Raw genomic sequence first — 20126 nt, forward strand, 5'->3', positions numbered from 1 at the left:
GTACGTATTAGAACTTTTTCTTTTTCTTTTTCTCGAGGACGACGATTGCTTCGACATGTGCCGTTTGCGGGAACATATCGTACGGTTGAATGTAACTCACTTTATAATCAGCCTTCATCAAGTGATCACAATCGCGGGCAAGCGACTGTGGATTACACGAAACGTAGACGATTTTTTTAGCTTTTGACGAAATCATCGCATTCAATAGTTGTGTATCACAACCCGACCGTGGTGGATCGACGATGAAGACATCCGGGACCCAACCTTCTTTGACCCAACGCGGAATCCAAGCTTCTGCTTTCCCGACGACGTAATGGGCGTGATTGAAACCATATTGCTTCATGTGTGCATTCGCATCTTCAACCGCTTCTTCAATGATTTCCATACCGCGGACTTCTTTTGCTCCTTTTGCAAGCCAAAGACCAATCGATCCTACTCCAGCATACGCATCGACGACACGCTCTTCACCCGTCAGCGCCGCTGCCCGAACGACTTCTTCATACATCCGTTCTGCTTGTTCCGGATTTAACTGGAAGAAGGCACGTGGCGAAAGTTGATACGTGAATTCACCCATCTGCTCTTCAATCTTTTCAACACCACGAAGAACTTCTGTTTCTTCTCCGAAGACACGTGACGTCAGTTTGTCATTGATGTTTAGCGCGACCGAGATGACACCCGGAATATTGTGAATATCACGTGATAGTGCTTCGAGATCTTTAAATCCATCTTTAAACGCGACGAGGACGACTTGAATCTCACCTGTTTTGATTCCTGTCCGGACGACGATGTTACGAATGACACCATCTTGTTTCGCAGAATTGTAGACCGGTACATTGTAATCATTTAATAACTTCGTCACGGCATTGTTGACGCGTAACGTTTCTTTATTTTGTACGATGCAATCATCAATCGCGACAAGACGGTTTGAATTCGCTGAATACAAACCACTGACGATTTGATTGCCTTCTTTTCCGACCGCAAATTGCGATTTATTCCGGTATTCCCATTCTTTTGTACCGATTGTTGAACGGATATCTGCCTTTTCGATGTTCAACTTCGTTGATTTCGAGAATGCATTTCGTAACATCTCTTCTTTGTAACGGAGTTGTCCTGCATAGCTCATATGTTGAAGCTGGCATCCGCCGCATTGACTGTAAATCGGGCAGAGTGGTGTGACACGATCCGGCGAGCGATCATCACGTTTGACTAGTTTTGCATTTGCGAAATTGTCGTGGACTTCCGTGATTTCAATCTGTGCTGTTTCTCCGACGAGTAACCCCGGAATGAACACGATTTGTCGTTCGAGTGTCGCAATCCCCTCGCCATTGATTCCCATCCGTAGACACGTGACGGAGCGGATTTCTCCGACATTTAGTTTAATTTTCGTTGCCATTCTCTTCATCCTTTCCATGATACAAATGAAAAAGCGGTTTCGATTAACCGCTTTCTGATCCCTCATGTTCCTTCATATCTTTTGCATAACGAAGTACCTTGGCTTTTAACTGGTCCAAGGAAACTGCGAGTCGTTCTAAATCCTCGATATCTGATGTTTCATCCAGTGAATCGATCGTGTGGCATAGAAGCTGCATTCTTGATTTTAGCACATTCATCTGGCCAAGTTTATCAGTTCTTGCTTTTCCCATTATTCAGACTTCCTTTCTTCTTATAGATTCCGTCGTTATTTTAGCATACGATACGAAGTGGAGCATTTATGAAGGAGGAATATAACTATGTTACAACAATCAACGATCACGATCGAAAATGATCCGTGGGAAGCCTATCGCGATATCGAACAGTATGGTCAGGCCATGCTGACGAACATCGAAGTGACGACAACAAAACTCTGCAACATGCGGTGTGAACATTGTGCCGTCGGCTATATGTTAGCGAGTAGCGAGAACCCAGAAATCCCCGTCGAACTATTAATCAAACGTCTCGATGAAATCAAACATCTCCGGGCCTTTTCGATTACAGGGGGCGAACCGATGCTATCGACGAAATCGGTCAAGGAATATGTTGTCCCTTTACTTAAGTATGCCCACGAACGCGGCGCTAAAACCCAAATTAATTCAAATTTAACACTTCCACTCTCACGGTACGAATTAATCATCCCCTATCTCGACGTTTTACACATATCCCATAACTGGGGAACGGCGGACGATTTCATCGATGGTGGTTTTGCGATGATGGAACGGAAACCGTCACGTGAAGCGCGGACGAAGTTATTCGAACGAATGAAGGAGAATGCACGGATTTTAAATGCCCGTGGCGTTCTTGTCTCCGCCGAAACAATGATTAATAAACGGACACTCCCGCACCTCGAAGCGATTCATCAAGAAATCGTGGATATGGGTTGCGTCCGTCATGAAGTGCACCCGATGTATCCAGCAGATTTCGCTTCAATGATTGAAGCTGCCAGTCTTGATGAAATTCGCGACGGGATCCATCGTTTGCTTGACGTCCGTGACCCGAACGTCTGGATGCTCTTCGGAACACTCCCGTTCTATGCCTGTTCGATGGAGGAAAAAGATTTAGCTCTTCATCGCCGTCTGCGTCAAGAAACGAATGTATCTGTCCGAAACGATCCGGATGGACGCTCACGCCTAAACGTCAATATTTTTGATGGTGAGATCATCGTCACGGACTTTGGTGATGAACTCGCTTCTCTCGGAACGATTCATGATACCTCTTTCAACGACGCCTATGCTGAATGGCAACAAACTGAACTAAATAAAAGTCTATCGTGTCATTGCCCGGCCGTTAAGTGCCTCGGACCGAATGCGCTCGTCAAGAATGCCTACTATCCAGATGTCGACTTCCTCAAGCAATCAAGTCGCTTATAACAGCCGACAGGTTTTACCTGCTTCCAAACGGGGAAAAGATTGTCACAAAGTTGACACACGTTCTTTCGCTGAAGGGAGTTTTCAAAATGGAATGGCTCGTCGGGATTGTCACCATCATCGGGATGTTCAGTATGGTACTCGGAATCATGATGATTGGAATTCGTTCTTCCCACAGCATCGAACATGATGAAGTGTTCGATCAGACGGATTGGGACGAACACCTTCTGCATATGCCACGCCCAACACGTTTTGAACAGACTGAAAAATAGGAACACAAGCGCCCCGCTGTACAATCGTGCAGGCGGGGCGTGTTATGCTTAATTCAAAAAAATGAAAGGCAGTTGTTTTGTCGTGTCTCGTCGCTTCGCCCTGATTTTATCGATTGTCTTTATCTCCGGCTTTACGCAAGGATTATTGATTCCTTTGTTGTCTATTTTACTCGAGCGTCAAGGAACACCTGCTTACATAAATGGTCTGAGTGCTGCCGTCCTTTATATCGGTGTTATCGTCGCTGCTCCATTGATGGAAAAACCTTTACGACGTCATGGCTATGTCCCCGTCATCTCTTTCGGTCTATCGTTAGTCGCCGTCGCTGTGTTCGCCTTTCCGTTGTTACCAAGCGTCCTCGCCTGGATGGTATTACGCTTCATCGTCGGGTTCGGTGATCAAACGTTACATTACGGTTCGCAAGTCTGGGTGACATCGATTACCCCCAATGAAAAGTTAGGACGGACGATGTCGCTTTACGGCATGGCATTCGGGCTTGGCTTCGCACTCGGTCCTCTTGCCGCTCCACTTGTCGATTTAATTGACTGGCTTCCGTTCGTCTTAACCGGGATGTTGACCGTCATCGTCCTCGTATTGTTACGTCGCTTGCCGAATGAAAAACCAACCGACATCATGCCGGAAGAATTACAAAGTGCAGCCTCCCGCTATCGTCTCGTCCTCGCGAGTGCCTGGTTTACGTTACTGCCTGGCTTCACATACGGATTTTTGGAAGCGACATTGAATGCAAGTTTCCCCGTTTTCGCGACACGTAACGGGTATGCCTTGTCCGAAACGAGTGCATTAATCACGACATTCGTCGTCAGTTCGCTCATCATGCAACTCCCGCTCGGACGGCTAGCTGACCACTTCGGAAAACGGCGTACCTTAATTACTGTACTCTGCATCGGGGCAAGCGCGTTTCTCGCGGCTTGTTTCCTCTTTGAAAGTTACGGTGCCTTGTTTGCCATCTTCGCCTTTAGCGGCATGGCACTCGGCTCGACGTATTCATTAGGGGTCGCTTACATGACCGAACAATTACCGAGTCACTTATTACCGACCGGCAACCTCCTAGCTGGTATTTCCTTTAGTCTCGGGTCGATTCTTGGACCGATTGCAGGCAGTGTGTTTGTCTTACTTCCTCCTGCTTTTTACTTTAGTTTATTTGTCGGCGTCCTCTTTACACTGGCTTATTTATTATTTCGCTCGACAGCTAAGCCGATACAAATTAAATGAGACCCGTTCTTTCATGTACAGTAAGAAGGGATTGCCGCTCGATGCGACACTCCCTTTATTGTTTAGCGTTTATTTTTCATTCAGTCCATCGTAATTCGATGACTCCTATTCACGAGACGGTATCACTTGACGATTCCGACTTGTCGAAAACGTTGCCAGAGCTTTTCATCGATTGCGTACGGTTGATTTTTTGCTTGCTTCAACTCTTCCGTCTCCAATAACACGATGACCTCTCGACCATTGATCGACCAAACTGAATCGTACCCCTTTTCCGCCTCAATAATTTCCACATCGACCTCGCCATGGGTTTCCTTGAGTTGCTGGCTGACGCACGTTACGACGAACCGAGCGAACTCATCCCGGGGACGGCGATTTGCCATGATCTTTCGAACGATCTCATTACGTTCCACTTTTCTCATCTCCTCTCGTTTTCTAGTCATACTAGCCTTTTTGGCAAGGCCGAATCGGTGTTTTATGACCGTACAGAAAAAGCCGAACAAGTCGGCTTCAGCAACGAACGATTAAGAATGAAACTTTAATTGAGACTATTTTCACACGATTCAGATTCTTCGTCAACTGCGCTTTTGAAACCAGACTGGAAGATACGTCGAGACAAGAATCCCTGATACAACAAAAAGCAATCCAAGGAGCGCTTGCGGCGGAATCGTCTCACCGAGAATCAGGGCCGACAGACTGACACCGTAAATCGGAACGAAAAACATGAATAATGAAACACGACTAACAGGATTGTACTTCATCAGTAAATTCCAAAGTGTAAAGCCCGTCGCTGATAAAAAGGCGAGGTAAAGCAACATCCAGGCCGTCGTTTGTGTGAAGTGGAACGGGAACCATTGACCATTCAGCACCGCACCTGCGATGAACAGGCCGATCGAACCAATCACCATTGCCCAGCCCGTCATCGGTGCGACCGGATAAACAGCCGAATACTCTTTCGCAATCAAGTTAGCAAATGCCCCTGAGATCATTGCACAAATCAACAAAATCTCACCGACACCGAACGTGACACCCGCCGCCCCTTGTGGCCAGTTTGCTAAAATGACACCCGTGAACCCTAAGAACAACGCTAGTCCTTTAAAACGATTCAAGCGGTCGTCTTCATAACGAAAGTGTGCAAGTAACATCTGAAAGAACGATGTTGAACCGGCAATGATTGAGCCTTGGACACCTGTCGATAATGACAACCCGATGTAGAAGAAGACATATTGTAAAAAGGTCAAAAAGAATCCAAGACGACTATAGGCATACGCTCTCTTTTTCAAAGTAATCGGCTGTTTAAAAATCAGGACGCTGACGATGAGCAATAAAACTCCTGCCAGAAAAAAGCGATAGCTCGCAAACAATAACTGCTCTCCATATTCTGAAGATGTGATTGCTAAAAGTTCATAACTCTTTTTAATGAACGGAAAGGCGCTCCCCCATAAAAGTGTCGTAAACAATGCAAAAACAACCATCCCGACCGGATGGGTTAAGATTTTTTTCATTTTTTTCAGTTTCCTTCCCTGTTTCTTTTCACTGAGGCATGGTATAGTAACTTTACAGATAATAATAATTATAATCTAGCGACAATGAAACTCATTATCATTGACTTAAAAACGTTGGTAATAAACATTCTCATTGTTTTAATATAATGATTTCATTTCTCATTTATAATTTGGAAGGAGCTTTTTTATGACTACCTCTACTACTACCGATACTCATCAGCGTTCCGCAATTCGTCATGCTATCGAGGAGCATCACGAATTGATTTTAGCACTCTTTAGCGGAATATTAATTTTAATTGCTTACGCTTTCGAAAAACTACAAATTCCGGCAACTGTCTACGTCACACTTTACTTATCCGCCTATGTGATCGGAGGCTATGCGAAAGCTAAAGAAGGATTGACAGAAACGTATCAAGAAAAAACATTGAATGTTGAATTGTTGATGATTTTAGCAGCAATCGGTGCAGCAGCAATCGGCTACTGGATGGAAGGTGCGATCCTAATTTTCATCTTCGCGTTATCCGGTGCGCTTGAAACGTATACGATGAACAAAAACGAACGCGCTCTTCAAAGCCTGATGTCACTACAACCAGAAGAAGCAACACGATTGAACGCAGACGGAAAACTTGAAGTCATCGGAATTGAACATCTCTCGGTTGGTGATATCGTCTATGTCCGTCCTGGTGAACGAATTCCCGTAGACGGGACGATCATTCGTGGTCAAGCCGCGATTGAGGAAGCTTCGATTACGGGTGAATCCATTCCTGTCGAAAAACGGACCGGTGACACGGTTTACAACTCGACCGTCAATATGAACGGCGTCTTGACGATTGAGATGACGAAAGCCGCTGATGAATCGTTGTTCCAAAAAATCATCCATATGGTTCAAAATGCGCAAAGTGAACAATCACCTTCTGCTCAGTTCATTGAGCGGTTTGAAAGTCGTTATGTCAAGGTCGTCCTTGTCGTCGTCACATTGATGATGGTTCTCCCACATTATCTTGTCGGTTGGAGCTTTGAAACAAGCATCTATCGTGCCATGATTTTACTCGTTGTTGCGTCACCTTGTGCCCTCGTTGCCTCGATCACACCAGCTGCCCTATCAGCCATTGCAGCTTCTGCCCGGAACGGTGTCCTGTTTAAAGGGGGCGCCCATATTGAGACGTTAGGTCAAGTAAACACGATCGTCTTTGATAAGACAGGTACACTCACGACCGGTAAACCGATTGTGACCGAAAGTCATTATGCAGAGGATGCTAATCAGTTCTTGCTCAAACAAGCCGTCGCCTCGATCGAAGCGCAATCAAATCACCCGCTCGCTCAAGCGATTGTCGATCATCTTCAAATCGAGACGCAAGAACCGTCTGCTTTTAAAGACGTGACAGGATACGGCATTGAAGCGACGGTTTCCGGCGTGACGTATCGTATTGGGAAATATGGTTTCCATGAAGGCTTAAATGACCCGTTTCGCTCGATGGAACAAACATTAAAAGAAAAAGGAAATACAATGGTCTACGTCAGTAACGGCGAATCCATCGTTGCACTCTATGCACTCCGTGATACGATTCGTCCTGAAGCAAAAGCAGCCATCACTTCTCTCAACTCGCTCGGCATCACGACGATCATGCTGACAGGCGACAACCCTGTCACGGCAGCTGCAATTGCAGAAGAAGCCGGTCTTACATCGTTTGTCGCAGAATGTCTACCTGAAGATAAAGTAAACTACATCAAACAATACCAAGCAGATGGACAAACTGTCGCTATGGTTGGTGACGGAATCAATGATGCTCCTGCGCTTGCCCTTGCTCATGTCGGAATCGCGATGGGCGAAGGAACAGATGCTGCATTAGAGACTGCTGATGTAGTCTTGATGAAAAATGACTTAGGTCGTCTCGCTTACGCTGTCAATAAGGCACGGAAAATGAACCGTGTCGTCAAACAAAACATCACGCTCGCAATCGGCGTCATCTTAATCTTGATTGCCTCGAATCTCTCTCAATTTCTCATCATGCCGTTCGCTGTCGTCGGGCATGAAGGATCGACGATTCTCGTCATCCTCAACGGCTTACGTCTTTTACAAAAAGACGCTCCCACACCTGTAGAGATGACTGCCAGCTTAAAAAAAGTCGCAGCTTAATTCAGTGATTCACTAAAAAAGACTCTAAAAACCGAGCAACCGGTTTTTAGAGTCTTTTTTTTATCACCCGAACGTATTCGTCGGAATCGAGTCGAGATCCGCTTGTTCTTTCAGACGTTTTTCTTCCATTTTTTTCGGATCAGCCTTCTTCATGAAACGTTCCCATGAAGCATTTAATTCTGAACCCAGTAAAATAATCAATCCTGTGAAGTAGAGCCATAAGAGAACGATGACGACACTCCCGAGTGAACCGTACGTCTGGTTGTAATTCGAGAAGTTCGATACGTAAAATCCGAATCCAACGGACAGCAATTGCCAAACGATGACACCGAACACGGCACCTGGAATCGCCTCTTTCATCGTAATCGGACGCTTTGGTGCAACACGATAAAAGATGGATAAGATGACAATCAGTAATACTGTCGAGATTGTATACCGAAGGACCGTCAAGAGAACTTTTTGCCCCATATCAATCGGTAAAACGAAATCTGCTAAGTAACTAATGATCGGACCACCGAGGACGTTTAAGATGATTAGCAATAACATCCCAATCCCGAGAACGACCGTCAAGATTAAGGCGATTCCACGCGAAGCAACAAAGCTCCGTGGAGAAAAATCTCCATAGGCGTGATTGGCAGTTGTAATCAAACGATCGACACCTTTAGATGCTGACCAAATCGCTAAAATCGCACCAATCGAGAGCAGACCACCTTGAGGTTCTTTGATTGCTTGGAAGATGACATCCGTGAATGTATTCACTGATCCACCCGGTGCTAAATCGCGAAGTTGCGATTCAAGTGTTTGCTGGTCAATATCGAAAAATGATAATACTGAAATAACAAAAATGATACCTGGGAAAATCGATAAAAACCAATAATAGGCGAGCGTTCCAGCGTAGTCTGTAATGTTATGATCAGACATCCGCTGCTTTAAATTAAGTGCTAACCCTTTTGGGTCACGTGTATGCGCCATCCTCATCATCTCTCCTTAATTAAAAAGAGGCAGTCTAGGACTACCTCATCATCTTCCTATTTATTTCCCTGTTTAGTTCAACTAAAACCTCAAATATCTTCTAGTCGAATATCATAAAATCGTTCTGTCATCTCTGACAATTCCTTGACGAGAGAAGTCGGACGAACCGGTAACTGTTTTAGTTCGCTACGTTTGACCCAAAGCGGGGTATACCCAGATGATGTATCTTCGAACTCTTCTCCAGTCCCTGTACCAAATACTCCACCCGTGATTTTCGCCCAGTAATATGGATTGTCTAAATCGTTAAAACGAACGATTGCTGCTACCCCTTCGAGTTCGACATCGACACCTAATTCCTCATGAGCTTCCCGAATCGCCGTTTGTTCGAGCGTCGCCCCCTCTTCGAGACCACCTCCGGGGAAAACGTAATACGTCACGTCTTGTTTATCCCGGCGAATCAAGGCAACCTCATCTGCTTCATTCAAAATGATGACGGCACTTCGTTGTATTGGCATGGCTATCCTCCCCACATTTACATTAGACATAGTCCGGTTACTTATCGAATCGTCTCTAACATCTCAGGAACTAAGCCGTTTTCTGTAGAAGCGATGACTTCGGCCGCGACTTTCATTCCGAGCGTTAAGGCGTCTTCTGCTTTTTTTGCGTCTGTTAACTCCGACAAAACAGCTGAGAAGAATGAGTCTCCCGCTCCAGTCGAATCGACGACCTTCACTTTTTTTGTTCCGATGTGACCAGATGTCGCACTGCGGCGATCAACATAGACTGCACCAAGCTCGCTCATCGTCACGACTGTGAACGGTGCCCCTTTTTTCGCCAGTTCATTTGCCACATGAAGCGCATCCTGAACCGTCACGATTGATAAATCAGATAAGATTTCTGCTTCTTCGCGGCTGCAGATAAATCCTGTGAACCCTTGCAAAAGGTGACGATTCCGTTCGATGACACTGAGGTGTCCGCACACTCCGAACAACGGCAACTCCATTTTTCGGCAGAGATGAATCAACCGTTCTAAAACGGTCACGGATAAATCTAAATCGATCGCGACTGCATCGACTCCATCTAGGGCGTAGACGGACTGGCGAAGAATCGCTTCTTCTAATAATTTTGCGTCAGGTTGCTTTGAAATCGATGTCTGGAGGTCACCCTCGTTATCCATGACGGCTAACCACATACCCATTCCGTTGTCGTCAAGCATTTCGACGTGATCCACATTTGCACCGTATGATTTTAGTTCTTCCAACACGCCGACACCGATTTGGTCGTTCGTAACCGTCGAGATAAAGCGAACATCATTCCCGAGAACGGCTAAGTTCTGCGCTACATTCCGTCCTGTACCACCATTTGAAAACGTGATGTCTCCAACGTTTTTCGCATCCTTATGCAATGGAGCGAACGAAGTTCCTTTTATGTCGACGAATACTTTTCCGATTACCGCGATTTTATTCATTCCAGTTCCACCTCTAAAAAAAATTCATGATTCCCGAGTATCCACTCGAATATTTCAGGCACATTGCTTCAATTATAGTAAAATTTTAAATCTGTGACAACCAATCCTACTCTTACGAGTAACTCGTGCATGGCAAAAAAATACCCTGCTGCCCGTATTCACGGCAGTAGGATATTTTAAAGGTATTATTTTAGAAGTTAGCGAACGTCAAGCTAATCGCAAGCAACAATCCGAAAATTGTATTTACTTTTCCCGTCTGCGCCATTCCCGGCATCAATTCTTGTGGTTCAAGGTCGTCCCAAAACAGCTTCACGGCCTTGATCATCAATGGAATACTCAGTAAGGCAAGTAACGCGAACCAGGAAACGTTAAACGCAACGACGGCAACGATTAACGAAATGACGGCAGCAACAAAAAAGGCGATCAGGACGTAGACTGCCGCCCGGTGACCGACGAGGCAAGCAATCGTTTTTCTTCCGTTCACTTTATCGTTGTCGAGATCACGAATATTATTCGCTAGCAAGATCGATCCAATCAAAATCGCGACTGGCACTGAAATCGCGACCGCTTCCGTCGGGACATAGCCAATCTGGAGATAAGCCGAAATGGCGATGATGACGTACCCCATGAAGAATCCGGCGACGATTTCCCCGAACGGCGTGTATGCAATCGGGAGCGGTCCCCCGGTATAGATGTAACCGACGAACATCGAAACAAGTCCGACTAAGAGCAGCCACCATGTTGTCTCAAGACAGAGATAAATCCCAAGCAGTGCAGCAATGCCATAGAGTGATAAGGCGAAGGCAAGAATCGTCCCCGGCTTGAATCCGTCCCGGACGATTGAACCACCGATGCCGACCGACTCTTCATTGTCGAGTCCCCGCTTGTAGTCATAGTATTCATTAAATAAGTTCGTTGCGATTTGAATCAACACCGATGCGCTCAACATCGCAAAAAATAGATCGAGTCGTAATGACTCGATACGTGGTGCGACGATAGCCGTCCCCACGACGACCGGTACAAAACTCGCTGTTAATGTATGTGGCCGTGTCATTCGCCAATATACGGCGATTGATTTATTCATATAATAAACCCCTTTCCCGTCTAAGTGTATCGGGTTTCGTTTTTTGCTGTCAATGCTCAATGAAAGATAGCTTATTCCTTCTTTTTTTTCAACAAAAAGTTTACACTTAGATTAAGTGAAACGTATCACAGTATCTACAGACTAGGGGGCAATGAGCGGTATGGCTTACGCTCAACAAGAGCTTAAACAACGTATTGAACAGGCCGTTGGTCATGCGAACGCATACCAGCGCTCTATAATCGCTTCTTATTCATGGGAAATCGAAGCGCAAGACGTCAATTCATTGACGTACGGAACAAAAGAACGCTATTACTTTACGACACCCGACCGATCGATGCGTGCCATCGGTTTCGGTATTGCGAAACAGTTAAAAGCGTCAGGACACGACCGATTTTTACGAATTCAATCCAAATGGTCGAATCTCAACCGCGATCATGTGGGTGATGATTTATTTGCGTTTTGCGGTTTTTCGTTCAGCGAACTCAAAAACCCCGATTATCGCTGGTCTTCCTTTGGAGAAGCCTCGATGACAGTTCCAAAGTTTTTATTCTTAGAACGGGATGGACGGACGACCGTTACACTATTCGCGATCGTCGACCCTCAGTCAAACGCTGAAAAAACACTCAATCAACTCGCTTCCGATTACGCCGAGTTACACCAACCAAAAACAAGTCGTTTCGTGACTCGGATCCGAATGACTCGCGACGGGAATGAGGCTTTTGAAGCGTCTTTCCATCAAGCGACACAACTTTTAAAAACATCGTTAAAGAAAATCGTGTTGGCCCGTGAGGTCGTGTACGAAATGGATCAGGCCGTCGACCTTGCCGGACTCGTCCGCGAACTCGAGCAGTCTCAACCGGGAAGTTATGTTTTCTTCTTCCAGCCGACCGTCGACGAGGCGTTCCTCGGAGCTACACCAGAACGACTCGTCTTAAAAGAAGGAAACCAAATTAAAACAGCTGCCGTCGCTGGTTCTGCGCCACGTCACGAAGTCGAACCAACAGATGATGCACTCGGTCTCGAGCTGCTCGAAGATAAAAAAAATCGTGTCGAACACTCAATCGTCGTTGACTCCATCACGAGTACGTTACACGATTTATCGACTCGAATCGAGAAACCGGATCAGCCGATGTTGCTTAAGAACCGCCACATCCAGCACCTGTATACACCGATTACTGCTACGTTGTCACCGGATGTGACGTTGCTGCAGATTATCGAAAAATTACACCCGACGCCTGCTTTAGGTGGCGAACCTAAACTAGAAGCAGTTCAAGCCATCCGTGAGATTGAAACATTCGAACGCGGTTGGTACGGTTCTCCTGTCGGGTGGATGGACGGTCAAGAAAACGGTGAATTCATTGTTGCCATCCGGTCAGGTCTTTTCACTGAACGGTCGGCAATTCTCTATGCCGGTTGCGGACTCGTCGACGGGTCACAACTAACGAGCGAATTAGAGGAGACTGAAACGAAACTTTCACCGATGCTTCAAGCTCTTTCACATCTGTGCACGTTAGAAAAGGATGATGTTTATGTTGACTAAGTGGATGCACACATTAATCGATACGCTCGTCGCTAGCGGGGTACGGGATTTCGTAATCAGTCCCGGCTCTCGCTCCACACCACTCGCGATTGCTGCATTTCTTCACCCGTCTAGCCGTACCCACGTCCTCGTTGACGAACGGTCGGCTAGTTTTTTTGCTTTAGGATTAACACGGACGGAAGAACAGACACGTCCCGTCGCTTTGATTTGTACGAGCGGGACAGCTGCGACGAATTATTTTTCCGCCATCACGGAAGCAAACATTTTTGAACTCCCGTTGATTGTTTTGACCGCTGACCGACCACACGAATTGCGTGGGGTTGGAGCACCACAAGTCATCGATCAAGTCGGTCTTTACGGAAAACAAGTCCGCCATGCATTCGATTTACCTTTACCCGAGGAACAAAGTCTATCGTATGTCGCTCATGTTGCAACGCGGTCCGTCCTGTTGGCGATGACCGAACCGGCCGGACCGGTCCATATCAATGTCCCGCTACGCGAACCGTTGATTCCGGAGCTTGATCCATTGCGGACTGGGCGAACTGTCGGAACACTGCCCCGTTTTGCCGAGCAAATGACGACTGACGAGCTCCTAGCTCTTCTATCTACAAAGCGTCTTTTGATTGTCATCGGACCACAACTTTCGACGGTCGATACAAAAATTATTTTGGATTACGCGAAACACTCGCGAATCCCCGTATTAGCGGATCCCCTGAGTCAAGGACGTCAGTACAAAACAGACACCGTTTTTGCCTTCTATGATACGTGGCTAAAAAATGAGACAGTCAAAACAGTAGCTAAACCCGACCACATCTTACGGTTCGGAGCAATGCCGACATCAAAACCTTACTTACTTTGGTCACATGATATTCCGACGACGGTCGTCGGTCATGCGGCAAATTGGCGTGCTCCGCAACTGCATACGAATCTGTTAGCCGGGCATCCGAGTCAGCTCCTGAGGATACCCGTGACTGAGCATGATCCTGCTTATCTCAAGACGATCCAAAGAGCTGAAGAAACAGTCGGCACTGTCTTTACGACGCTCGATCAAGACGACCTGACGGAGTATAACGTCGTTCGTGCCTTAAACACCTTGTCGTCAGGCAGCTTATTCGTCTCAAACAGCATGCCGATTCGCGACATCGATACGTTTTTGCCTGCAGGTACACCGCTTCGCCTTCTCGCCAACCGGGGTGCGAATGGAATCGACGGGATTTTATCGAGCGCAGTCGGTGCGACATACGATGCACAGGAACGCTACTTGCTCGTCGGTGACCTCGCCTTTATTCATGACGTCAATGGCTTGATGATGGCACGGACTCGTCCGATTACCATCTTGCTCATCAACAACACCGGGGGCGGAATTTTCAACTTCCTCCCACAACAGCAACAGCTTGAATCCGAGGTCTTCGAACCGTTATTCGGAACAGCCCAGCATCTCGATTTCAGTCATATCGCAGCCGGTTATGGGGTCAAACATCAAGTCGTCACGTCGATTTCCGAACTGAAAACACGGTTGGCGGAACCGACGACCGTCACACGAATTCTCGAGATTCGAACAGATCGTGCGACGAACGTCCTGAAGCACCGTACGATTTGGGAACAGACGAATCATGCGCTCACGGAGTGCTTTCAATGAAGTTACGTGACCATGACTACCATCTCGAAATCGAGGGGCAAGGTCCTCCATTGTTGTTACTGCATGGGTTTACCGGCAGCAGCGGGACATGGACGATGCTCAGTGCACGACTTCAGGAAACCTACACCGTCTATCGGATTGACTTGCTTGGTCATGGAAAGACGCCGCCTGCTGCATATCAGCGGATGCGTTTGACGGAACAAGCCAAAGACTTACAAGCGTTACTTGCGACAAGAAATGAACGATGGACCGTGTTAGGCTACTCGATGGGTGGACGGATTGCCTTGATGCTTGCAGCCTGTTCAACGCAAGTCCAAAAGACGATCGCTGTCAGTACGACACCTGGCCTAAAGACAGCACACGAGCGCCGTGCCCGGCGTGCAACAGATCGGCTTTTGCAACAGATGTTGCTTGAAGACGGACTCGAAGCATTCGTCCGGCACTGGGAAGCGTTACCGCTATTCGCAAGCCAGCAGCAATTACCGTCATTTGCGCAGCAACAGATTCGGTCGGAGCGTTTGTCCCAATCAGCAGAGGGGCTAGCCGCTTCACTCGCCGCGCAAGGAACAGGGAACATGCCGTCTTTATGGACCTGTCTTCAAGACGTATCCATTGAATGGATTGTCGGGGAACATGATGAAAAATTTAAAAAAATTGCGCACCAAGCGGCGGATCCAAAAAAAATCCACCAGATTTCGCATGCAACGCATGCCCCACATATCGACCAACCGGAAAAGTTTGTTACAATAGTAGAGAAACTACTCTTAACTTAAGCAAATGGGGGAATTTAGATGAAATATGCTCCAGAATGGGCAGCAGTCCGTAGTTATGAAGACATTAAATACGAAAAATGGAATGGGATCGCTAAAATTACGATCAACCGTCCTGAAGTGCGCAACGCGTTCCGTCCACACACGGTCCATGAATTAATCGATGCGTTCTCACGTGCGCGTGACGACCAAAACGTCGGTGTCATCATCTTGACAGGTGAAGGCGATCTCGCTTTCTGTTCAGGTGGAGACCAAAAAGTTCGCGGACATGGTGGTTACGTCGGTGAAGATGAAATCCCACGCTTGAACGTCCTTGACCTTCAACGTTTGATTCGTGTTATCCCGAAACCGGTCATCGCGATGGTCGCTGGTTATGCAATTGGTGGCGGACACGTCTTACACTTAGTCTGTGACTTAACGATTGCTGCTGATAATGCGAAGTTTGGACAAACCGGTCCTAAAGTTGGATCATTTGATGCAGGGTATGGTTCTGGTTACTTGGCTCGTGTCGTCGGCCATAAAAAAGCGCGTGAAATTTGGTTCCTCTGCCGTCAGTACGGTGCTCAAGAAGCACTCGACATGGGACTCATCAACACGGTCGTTCCACTTGCTGATCTGGAGCAAGAAACAATCCAATGGTGTTCTGAGATTCTTCAACATTCACCAACAGCTCTTCGTTTCTTAAAAGGAGCGCTCAATGCAGACTCTGATGGTCTTGCTGGAATTCAGCAACTTGCTGGAGATGCAACATTACTCTACTACACAACAGACGAAGCAAAAGAAGGACGCGATGCGTTCAAAGAAAAACGTGATCCTGACTTCGGTCAATTCCCACGTTTCCCATAATACGAAAAAAGGTTCAATGTCGTGAGACGTTTGAACCTTTTTCGTATCATCTTGAAGAAAGGATGTGATTTCCGGTGTACCCTTGGATTTATACACGCGCTAAGGAACAACCTAACGACTTAGCTCTAGTCACAGATCAAGCCCGCTTATCTTGGCAGGAATTATATACGGCAGCACACAAATTAGCAAGTGCCTGGGCAAGCCACCTTTCGCGTGGTGACCGGATTGCTCTTTATGGTCCTGCAAGTCAGTCATATATCATTGCCATCCATGCGGCACAACTACTTGAATTAACAATCGTCCCACTCAACGTCCGCTTAAGTCAGCGCGAACTGGATGATCAATTAAAACGAGCACAAGTCAAATATGTCATCTCCGACCGGACGCTAGATACCGATATCAAGATTTTACCGTTCCACTATGTGAACACGGCACCTGACATCATCGTTCGACATATGCCAAAACACTATGTCCAATCGATGCTCTTTACGAGCGGAACGACAGGTCGGGCTAAGGCAGTCGAACAGACAATGCTAAATCACTTTTCAAGTGCGATGAATGCAGCACGTCATATCGGTTCCTCGACGGATGATCGCTTCTTAATTGTTACCCCACTGTTTCATATGAGTGGTCTCGCTGTCGTTTACCGTGCTGTCATCTACGGCGCCCCTATCGTCCTTGAACCTCATTTCGCCCCGACGAAAACGATTGAATGGATTAAAAATGAACGGATTACCCATGTTTCCCTCGTTTCTGTCATGTTAGATCGGCTGCTTGAAGCAGGGTTGCGTCGCTATGATTTACGTGTCGTCTTGACGGGCGGTGGACCGGTCCCTTTACCGATTTTGACTCGCGCCCTCGATCGAAAGATTCCCGTCATGCAAACATACGGGATGACAGAAACCGCTTCGCAAATTGCGACACTATTGCCGGAAGATGCGTTACGAAAAATCGGTTCTGCCGGCCAAGCAATTGCCCCGACCGATATCCGAATCACACGCCATCAAGAAATCGAAGTCAAAGGACCGACCGTCATGAAAGGTTATTTTTCAGATGAGCAAGCGACCGTAGCATCTTTTACCGCAGACGGCTATCTCAAGACAGGTGACCTTGGACGTTTAGATGAAGAAGGCTATTTATACGTTCTCGATCGGCGAAGCGATTTAATCATTTCAGGCGGTGAGAATGTCTATCCGGCTGAAGTCGAATCTGCCCTGCTCTCGATTGACGGAATCAAGGAAGCTGGTGTCGTCGGTCGCTTTGATTCGACTTGGGGACAAGTCCCTGTTGCGTTTATCGTCAGCGCTGTCGATGAATCGATCGTCCGTCAAGCAATCAGTCAGTTACTCGCCAAATATAAATGTCCCGTCGCCTATGTTTATCGTGACGCTCTGCCACGGAATGCGAATGGAAAACTGCTGCGTCATCAACTGAAGGACTTCGTATGAAGATTACGCTTCGAAGTGCAGAAGTATTTGATGTCCGATTAACATTCCGTCAGCCGATGAAAACGGCACTCACTACCTTAAGCAATCGCCGGACGACGATTCTCCGATTGACGGACACAGAAGGTAACATTGGTTACGGGGAAGGTGTCGCCTTTGAGACACCGTGGTATACCGCCGAGACACAAGATTCGATTCATGCCTTAGCTCCCGTCCTCTATCGCTTGCTTAAAGGACCGCTCAATCATCCGTCAGAAGTCGCAACACGCTTTCACCCGATTCAAGGAAACCAGATGGCAAAAGCAATGTTCGACGGCGCCGTCTATGAATTGTTTGCTCGCGCGAGTAACCAAACGCTTGCCACGTATCTCGGGGGTGACGAAAACAAAGCCATCGCTTGCGGAAAAGCACTTGGTCGCGCGGAAGCCAGCAAGACGGTACATGCCGTTGAGGACGCGTTACAGGACGGTTTTCAGCGTATCAAGCTAAAGCTAGACCCAACGGATACCTCCGTCTTAGCGCACGTTCGAAAACAATTTCCTGATGCGCCTTTAATGTTTGATGCCAACGGAAGTTTCACCCGTTCCGAGATGAATCTCCTGCAGGACTGGGATCAGTATGGATTAATCATGATGGAGCAACCATTTCGGGCAGATGATTGGTTGACGCATCAATATGCTGCGTCACTGCTCTCGACTCCTTTATGTTTGGACGAATCGATCCAAACGGTCACTGACGCTGACTTAATGCTCTCACTCGGTGCAGGTCAAATCATCAACATTAAACCGGCACGCGTCGGAGGCTTGACGAACGCCCTAGCATTAAGAGATAAAGCGACGTACTGGCTCGGTGGAATGTTCGAGAGTGGAATCGGGCGTCGGCAGACGCTTGCTTTCGCTACACTACCTGGTCTAGCGTATCCGATTGACATGGCTGGAACCGATCATTATTTCGCCGAAGATCTCCTTGAAGTCGACTATCGAATCGGAAACGGTCACATTCCATACGCCGAGCACGAGGTTTCACTCGAGCGGTTAAATCGGCTTACCCGGTCTAAAATCGTTCTTTGAAGACGTTAAGAATTCGCATTGCGCAAAAAAAGCTTCTACCTTTTCCGTTGCTTTCCTTGGGCGAGACGCGATAAAACGGCATACCTATGTAGACAAACTAGATGGCAGGTCACTTGAATGTGATTTTCCATCTTTTTTTGCTCTCTCTTTCCTTCCTAATCGTCTTCCTGTGGCAAACATCGCGCCGCTACAGCGAAGCTGCAGGGTCGCTCCTGTTTGCTTTCCACTAGGAAGCGATTAGATCGGAAACCGAGGTTTTTTTAGCCTTCCTTCATATTATAATTGAACGTGTCTTGGCGGACGCGACAGAAAAGCATGGCATACGTTGGACTCGCTACCTCGGGTTAAAAAAGTGACGATTCAGGCAATGCTCACTTTTGCTACCCTGAACCTCAAAAAATTGGCCAATTGGTCATGGAATTTCAGTCGGAATCCTAATGTAGTGTCATATTTTTTACACATACATAAGACAAACCCTCATTTCCAAGTGGAAATGAGGGTTTGTCTACAATCTACATTCTAAAAGCGCCGTCCCTTTGCGGAACGACGCTTTTTTTAGTCTGCCTTCGTCAAGATTTCGTATCCATCCTTCAAGACAACGACGCTATGTTCGAACTGTGAAACCAAACTTTTATTTGGCGTGTACAGTGTCCAGCCATCCTTTTCATCTTCCATACAAAATTCGTCGCTCGTCGAGATAAACGTTTCGACTGCGATGACTTGTCCTTCTTTCAACAAATCATTTTCTTCTCGGTTGAAGTAATTCGAAATCGACTCCGGTTCACCATGCAACGTTTTTCCTAATCCATGTCCAGCTAAATTCCGAATGACCGTAAAGCCATTTTTGCGTGTTTCCGCATAGATTGCTTTACCGATTTGATTGACTTTCGTACCTGCTTTGACTTTTTCAAGTCCTTTTTCAAGGGCAGACAATGACACCTCGACCAGTCGGACGTGCTCAGGACGCTTCGCTTCGCCCGCAATCACCGTTTTACCTGTATCTGAATAGTAGCCATCTTTGACTGCCGAGACATCGACGTTGACGATATCGCCTTCTTGAATGACATATGCACCAGGAATACCATGAGCCGCGACTTCATTGACACTGATACACGTTGCTCCAGGGAAATCATACATGACGATCGGTGCTGATTCCGCCCCATGTTCCTTCAAAATACGCGCTCCGATGTCATCAAGCTCTTTCGTTGTAATTCCTGGTTTGACGGCATCCGCCATTTCATCGCGTGCAATGGCGACGATGCGCCCAATCTCACGTAGTGCATCATAATCATAATCCAACATGTTTCATT

19 protein-coding genes and 1 pseudogene are annotated in these 20126 nt (G+C 46.9%); 11 read left to right on the forward strand and 9 right to left on the reverse strand.

Annotated elements, in window-relative coordinates; genetic code table 11:
* Positions 1-7: 7 nt before the first annotated feature.
* Positions 8-1393 carry a 23S rRNA (uracil(1939)-C(5))-methyltransferase RlmD gene (gene rlmD / locus KNQ02_RS11175; protein WP_214808555.1) on the reverse strand — a complete coding sequence of 462 codons (1386 nt, stop codon included), beginning with the start codon at positions 1391-1393 and terminating at the stop codon, positions 8-10.
* A 43-nt stretch (positions 1394-1436) separates the two neighbouring features.
* The gene (locus tag KNQ02_RS11180) at positions 1437-1643 is read right to left on the reverse strand and encodes an SE1561 family protein (protein ID WP_029332765.1); all 207 of its coding nucleotides are present in this window, start codon (positions 1641-1643) and stop codon (positions 1437-1439) included.
* An 87-nt stretch (positions 1644-1730) separates the two neighbouring features.
* Here KNQ02_RS11180 and yfkAB point away from each other — a divergent pair, with 87 nt between their 5' ends.
* From yfkAB to KNQ02_RS11195, 3 genes are all read left to right on the forward strand, one after another.
* On the forward strand, positions 1731-2843 hold the full coding sequence (gene yfkAB / locus KNQ02_RS11185) for a radical SAM/CxCxxxxC motif protein YfkAB (protein WP_214766626.1): 1113 nt from the start codon (positions 1731-1733) through the stop codon (positions 2841-2843).
* A gap of 86 nt (positions 2844-2929) precedes the next feature.
* The gene (locus KNQ02_RS11190) at positions 2930-3112 is read left to right on the forward strand and encodes a hypothetical protein (RefSeq protein WP_029332759.1); all 183 of its coding nucleotides are present in this window, start codon (positions 2930-2932) and stop codon (positions 3110-3112) included.
* 82 nt (positions 3113-3194) lie between these two features.
* Positions 3195-4343: an MFS transporter gene (locus tag KNQ02_RS11195; protein ID WP_371816426.1), complete on the forward strand. Its 1149-nt coding sequence runs from the start codon at positions 3195-3197 to the stop codon at positions 4341-4343.
* Between the two features lie 122 nt (positions 4344-4465).
* Here KNQ02_RS11195 and KNQ02_RS11200 read toward each other — a convergent pair whose 3' ends face one another.
* The gene (locus KNQ02_RS11200) at positions 4466-4753 is read right to left on the reverse strand and encodes a hypothetical protein (RefSeq protein WP_029332757.1); all 288 of its coding nucleotides are present in this window, start codon (positions 4751-4753) and stop codon (positions 4466-4468) included.
* Between the two features lie 162 nt (positions 4754-4915).
* The gene (locus tag KNQ02_RS11205; protein ID WP_088836416.1) at positions 4916-5845 is read right to left on the reverse strand and encodes a DMT family transporter; all 930 of its coding nucleotides are present in this window, start codon (positions 5843-5845) and stop codon (positions 4916-4918) included.
* Between the two features lie 187 nt (positions 5846-6032).
* Between KNQ02_RS11205 and KNQ02_RS11210 the strand changes: the two genes are divergently transcribed.
* Positions 6033-7982 carry a heavy metal translocating P-type ATPase gene (locus KNQ02_RS11210; protein ID WP_214808561.1) on the forward strand — a complete coding sequence of 650 codons (1950 nt, stop codon included), beginning with the start codon at positions 6033-6035 and terminating at the stop codon, positions 7980-7982.
* 63 nt (positions 7983-8045) lie between these two features.
* Here the strand turns inward: KNQ02_RS11210 and KNQ02_RS11215 are convergent, their stop codons facing one another.
* The 4 genes from KNQ02_RS11215 to KNQ02_RS11230 all read right to left on the reverse strand — a co-directional run bounded on the left by KNQ02_RS11215 (position 8046) and on the right by KNQ02_RS11230 (position 11506).
* Complete coding sequence (locus tag KNQ02_RS11215) at positions 8046-8954, reverse strand: YihY/virulence factor BrkB family protein (protein WP_088836414.1); 909 nt, start codon at positions 8952-8954, stop codon at positions 8046-8048.
* Between the two features lie 89 nt (positions 8955-9043).
* A complete protein-coding gene (locus KNQ02_RS11220; protein WP_088836413.1) occupies positions 9044-9469 on the reverse strand; it encodes an NUDIX hydrolase in 426 nt (141 codons plus the stop codon).
* 41 nt (positions 9470-9510) lie between these two features.
* Positions 9511-10422 carry a guanosine-inosine kinase gene (locus KNQ02_RS11225; protein WP_029332752.1) on the reverse strand — a complete coding sequence of 304 codons (912 nt, stop codon included), beginning with the start codon at positions 10420-10422 and terminating at the stop codon, positions 9511-9513.
* Positions 10423-10612: 190 nt separating this feature from the next.
* Entirely contained in the window at positions 10613-11506 is an 894-nt protein-coding gene (locus tag KNQ02_RS11230) for a 1,4-dihydroxy-2-naphthoate polyprenyltransferase (protein ID WP_214808564.1), read from the reverse strand.
* 160 nt (positions 11507-11666) lie between these two features.
* Here KNQ02_RS11230 and KNQ02_RS11235 point away from each other — a divergent pair, with 160 nt between their 5' ends.
* From KNQ02_RS11235 to KNQ02_RS15645, 7 genes and pseudogenes are all read left to right on the forward strand, one after another.
* Entirely contained in the window at positions 11667-13046 is a 1380-nt protein-coding gene (locus tag KNQ02_RS11235) for an isochorismate synthase (RefSeq protein WP_214766632.1), read from the forward strand.
* Positions 13036-14685, forward strand: coding sequence for a 2-succinyl-5-enolpyruvyl-6-hydroxy-3-cyclohexene-1-carboxylic-acid synthase (menD, locus tag KNQ02_RS11240; protein WP_214808567.1), 1650 nt, complete (start codon positions 13036-13038; stop codon positions 14683-14685). The genes KNQ02_RS11235 and menD overlap by 11 nt, the downstream gene beginning before the upstream one ends.
* Positions 14682-15458, forward strand: coding sequence for a 2-succinyl-6-hydroxy-2,4-cyclohexadiene-1-carboxylate synthase (gene menH / locus KNQ02_RS11245; RefSeq protein WP_214770003.1), 777 nt, complete (start codon positions 14682-14684; stop codon positions 15456-15458). Before menD ends, menH begins: the two co-directional genes overlap by 4 nt.
* Before the next feature lie 18 nt (positions 15459-15476).
* Positions 15477-16301, forward strand: coding sequence for a 1,4-dihydroxy-2-naphthoyl-CoA synthase (gene menB / locus KNQ02_RS11250; protein ID WP_029332747.1), 825 nt, complete (start codon positions 15477-15479; stop codon positions 16299-16301).
* Between the two features lie 74 nt (positions 16302-16375).
* Positions 16376-17749, forward strand: coding sequence for an o-succinylbenzoate--CoA ligase (gene menE, locus KNQ02_RS11255; protein ID WP_088836408.1), 1374 nt, complete (start codon positions 16376-16378; stop codon positions 17747-17749).
* On the forward strand, positions 17746-18816 hold the full coding sequence (gene menC, locus KNQ02_RS11260) for an o-succinylbenzoate synthase (protein ID WP_214808570.1): 1071 nt from the start codon (positions 17746-17748) through the stop codon (positions 18814-18816). Before menE ends, menC begins: the two co-directional genes overlap by 4 nt.
* Before the next feature lie 281 nt (positions 18817-19097).
* Positions 19098-19339, forward strand: a pseudogene (locus KNQ02_RS15645) (transposase); the annotation flags it as partial.
* A 32-nt stretch (positions 19340-19371) separates the two neighbouring features.
* On the opposite strand, the gene map reads toward KNQ02_RS15645, so the two are convergent.
* Positions 19372-20118, reverse strand: a complete 747-nt coding sequence (gene map / locus KNQ02_RS11270; RefSeq protein WP_088836406.1) for a type I methionyl aminopeptidase — start codon at positions 20116-20118, stop codon at positions 19372-19374.
* Positions 20119-20126: the final 8 nt, after the last annotated feature.

The organism is Exiguobacterium sp. s102 (assembly GCF_018618635.1).
Classification (GTDB): Bacteria; Bacillota; Bacilli; order Exiguobacteriales; family Exiguobacteriaceae; genus Exiguobacterium_A; species Exiguobacterium_A oxidotolerans.

What these genes read in the sequence shown, in the direction of transcription:
- KNQ02_RS11180 (WP_029332765.1), bottom strand. Translation starts at nt 1,643, where the DNA reads ATGGGAAAAGCAAGAACTGATAAACTTGGCCAGATGAATGTGCTAAAA.
- rlmD (WP_214808555.1), bottom strand. Translation starts at nt 1,393, where the DNA reads ATGGCAACGAAAATTAAACTAAATGTCGGAGAAATCCGCTCCGTCACG.
- KNQ02_RS11210 (WP_214808561.1), top strand. Translation starts at nt 6,033, where the DNA reads ATGACTACCTCTACTACTACCGATACTCATCAGCGTTCCGCAATTCGT.
- map (WP_088836406.1), bottom strand. Translation starts at nt 20,118, where the DNA reads ATGTTGGATTATGATTATGATGCACTACGTGAGATTGGGCGCATCGTC.
- menC (WP_214808570.1), top strand. Translation starts at nt 17,746, where the DNA reads ATGAAGATTACGCTTCGAAGTGCAGAAGTATTTGATGTCCGATTAACA.
- yfkAB (WP_214766626.1), top strand. Translation starts at nt 1,731, where the DNA reads ATGTTACAACAATCAACGATCACGATCGAAAATGATCCGTGGGAAGCC.
- KNQ02_RS11230 (WP_214808564.1), bottom strand. Translation starts at nt 11,506, where the DNA reads ATGAATAAATCAATCGCCGTATATTGGCGAATGACACGGCCACATACA.
- KNQ02_RS11215 (WP_088836414.1), bottom strand. Translation starts at nt 8,954, where the DNA reads ATGGCGCATACACGTGACCCAAAAGGGTTAGCACTTAATTTAAAGCAG.
- KNQ02_RS11220 (WP_088836413.1), bottom strand. Translation starts at nt 9,469, where the DNA reads ATGCCAATACAACGAAGTGCCGTCATCATTTTGAATGAAGCAGATGAG.
- menB (WP_029332747.1), top strand. Translation starts at nt 15,477, where the DNA reads ATGAAATATGCTCCAGAATGGGCAGCAGTCCGTAGTTATGAAGACATT.
- KNQ02_RS11190 (WP_029332759.1), top strand. Translation starts at nt 2,930, where the DNA reads ATGGAATGGCTCGTCGGGATTGTCACCATCATCGGGATGTTCAGTATG.
- menD (WP_214808567.1), top strand. Translation starts at nt 13,036, where the DNA reads ATGTTGACTAAGTGGATGCACACATTAATCGATACGCTCGTCGCTAGC.
- menH (WP_214770003.1), top strand. Translation starts at nt 14,682, where the DNA reads ATGAAGTTACGTGACCATGACTACCATCTCGAAATCGAGGGGCAAGGT.
- KNQ02_RS11205 (WP_088836416.1), bottom strand. Translation starts at nt 5,845, where the DNA reads ATGAAAAAAATCTTAACCCATCCGGTCGGGATGGTTGTTTTTGCATTG.
- KNQ02_RS11225 (WP_029332752.1), bottom strand. Translation starts at nt 10,422, where the DNA reads ATGAATAAAATCGCGGTAATCGGAAAAGTATTCGTCGACATAAAAGGA.
- KNQ02_RS11235 (WP_214766632.1), top strand. Translation starts at nt 11,667, where the DNA reads ATGGCTTACGCTCAACAAGAGCTTAAACAACGTATTGAACAGGCCGTT.